At 58.0% G+C, this 2,080-nt stretch carries 3 protein-coding genes and 1 pseudogene; 3 read left to right on the top strand and 1 reads right to left on the bottom strand.

All coding sequences use genetic code 11. From position 1 onward, the window contains the following. Nucleotides 1-127 precede the first annotated feature (127 nt). On the bottom strand, nucleotides 128-493 hold the full coding sequence (locus tag SMC3_RS01590) for a GntR family transcriptional regulator (protein WP_119088320.1): 366 nt from the start codon (nucleotides 491-493) through the stop codon (nucleotides 128-130). Between the two features lie 209 nt (nucleotides 494-702). On the opposite strand from SMC3_RS01590, the gene SMC3_RS01585 reads away from it, so the two are divergent. The 3 genes and pseudogenes from SMC3_RS01585 to SMC3_RS09870 all read left to right on the top strand — a co-directional run. Next, on the top strand, nucleotides 703-1,200 hold the full coding sequence (locus tag SMC3_RS01585) for a pyridoxamine 5'-phosphate oxidase family protein (protein ID WP_119088321.1): 498 nt from the start codon (nucleotides 703-705) through the stop codon (nucleotides 1,198-1,200). Nucleotides 1,201-1,231: 31 nt separating this feature from the next. Then, complete coding sequence (locus tag SMC3_RS01580) at nucleotides 1,232-1,597, top strand: DUF952 domain-containing protein (RefSeq protein WP_165846500.1); 366 nt, start codon at nucleotides 1,232-1,234, stop codon at nucleotides 1,595-1,597. Nucleotides 1,598-1,945: 348 nt separating this feature from the next. Continuing rightward, nucleotides 1,946-2,080 (top strand): annotated as a pseudogene (locus SMC3_RS09870) (LemA family protein); the annotation flags it as partial.

Below are 2,080 nucleotides of genomic sequence, written 5' to 3'. Positions count from 1 at the left end.
GTCTTCCCACTGCCGTTGGGACCAAGCAGTCCCATGATGTGCCCTTCGGGCACCTCCAGCGTGATGTCGGACAGTGCCGACGTACCGATATAGCGCTTCGTAAGACTGCTGATCTGTACGAGCATGCTCATTTCTTCTCCTTCCTGGCTGTTTCCGCTGCCATCGCCGCTATCTCCTCCGGTCCATACCCCAGCGAGCGCATTCCCGCAATATACGTTGCCACGATGTCGCGCGCAAGTTCCTGCCGCATGAGGTCGACGGTACCGCCGTCGCCGGACACGAAGGTCCCCATCCCGCGCTGTGTCGCGACATACCCTTCACGTTCCAGCTCAAGGTAGGCCTTCTGGACGGTGTTCGGGTTCACGACGACCTGCTGGGCAAGGTCGCGAACCGAGGGCAGCTGTTGCCCGACCTTCAACTCCCCGACGGCAATCCGCCTCTTGATCAGGTCCATGATCTGCGTGTAGATGGGAGCTCTGTCATCAAACTCCATGTCACGCCTCCTCCGTCCTTTGGACGGTCATTGTATCACCTAGCGTCTTGGTGTACTAATAATCTAGTACACATGACGGTGGTGTCAAGAGGGTGGCCGCGGAGCGCTCTGGGCACGTCAGGAGATGCAGTGCCCACGCCACAGCCCGTGACGACCGCGGAGTTTCTCATATACTGTGCGGGTGCCCCTGAAGGGGCAGGGGAGGAACCATGGGAACAACCGAGAGACCTATGCGAAAGAAAGAGTACGAGGTAACCGATACCGCCGTCCTACAGCACATTCTGGGACGTGCCACACTGTGCCGCGTCGCGGTGGTGGATGGCAGCGAGCCGTACCTGGTCACCATGAACTGCGGCTGGGACGGTGAACGCCTGCTTCTCCACGGTGCGAGCCAGGGCCGGAAGCTAGATATCCTGCGCGCCAACCCTCGCGTCTGCGTCGAGATCGACGAGGACGTCCAGCTCGTGTTCGGAGCAACGGGCGAGGAATGCACGGCGAACTATGTCAGCGTCATCGGAACCGGCACTGCGTCATTCGTCCTCGACCCCCAGGTCAAGGGGCGCGACCTGAATGTCATCGCCCGTCAATGCCATCCCGGCGTCCCCGAAGAGGTCTTCCCCGACGAAGCCCTTTCCCGTGTTGCCGTGCTGGAGGTCCAGTTCGACCATCTCACTTGCAAGGCGAAGGGGACGACGCCACGACCGTAATACTACATTTCTGACCGGAGGAAGAAACGGCATGATCTATCACATCGAAACCGAAGATTTGTGGCAGCAGGCACTGCTCGACGGGGAATATCTCCCCGAAAACTTCGAGAGCGACGGCTTCATCCATTGCGCGGCGCTGGATCAGGTCACCAACGTCGCGGACAAGCATTACCATGGCAGCAACGACCTGCTGCTCCTGTGCATCAGTCAAAAGCTGCTCAACGCGGAAACGCTCTGGGAACTGTCCGACGGGCTCTATTACCCACACATCTACGGCTCTCTCAACTTATCTGCTGTCGTAGCGGCACTTCCGTTGTACTGTGACAGCGATGGCACACTCCGGCTGCCGGCGAACCTGCCCGAGGACACGGACGATGTCCCGGAAGCGGACCCATAGACCAACGGCGGGCTCGCTGTTTTCACCCTCTGTTTTCTGCTAAAGCTACCGGATCAACCCAAGTGAAAAGTGCCTTTCTCCGTCATTCTCCCCCGAGCATTTCTTTCTAATACGAGGGGTGCTCCTCACGAGTATTTCTCTGCAATACGAGTGGCGTTCCTCGGCGCAGGCGGGAATCCAGTCTTTCCTGCCGTTTCGCAAACCAGACCTGTCCCAAAAGTGTAACAGTGTTACAAAAACGGGACCATCCCGAGAATGTTACACTTTTCCAGGCGTACTTACACCTGACCCCACAGGAAACTTTTGCAATGGTGCCGTTTTCTCTACACTATGNNGGAGGAACACACAATGGGTTGGATTATCGCTCTTGCAGTCATTGTTCTCGTCGTCTTGTGGCTCGTCGGCATTTACAACCAGCTTGTCCGCAAGCGCACCATGAAGGACGAAGCCTGGTCGGGCATGGACGTCCAGCTGAAGCGTCGC

It is taken from the genome of Candidatus Cryosericum hinesii (assembly GCF_003570985.1).
GTDB lineage: Bacteria > Caldisericota > Caldisericia > Cryosericales > Cryosericaceae > Cryosericum > Cryosericum hinesii.
This window is presented reverse-complemented; position numbering and strand designations above follow the sequence as displayed.

Coding starts and splice junctions, on each gene's coding strand:
- SMC3_RS01590 (WP_119088320.1), bottom strand. CDS start 493: ATGGAGTTTGATGACAGAGCTCCCATCTACACGCAGATCATGGACCTG.
- SMC3_RS01585 (WP_119088321.1), top strand. CDS start 703: ATGGGAACAACCGAGAGACCTATGCGAAAGAAAGAGTACGAGGTAACC.
- SMC3_RS01580 (WP_165846500.1), top strand. CDS start 1,232: ATGATCTATCACATCGAAACCGAAGATTTGTGGCAGCAGGCACTGCTC.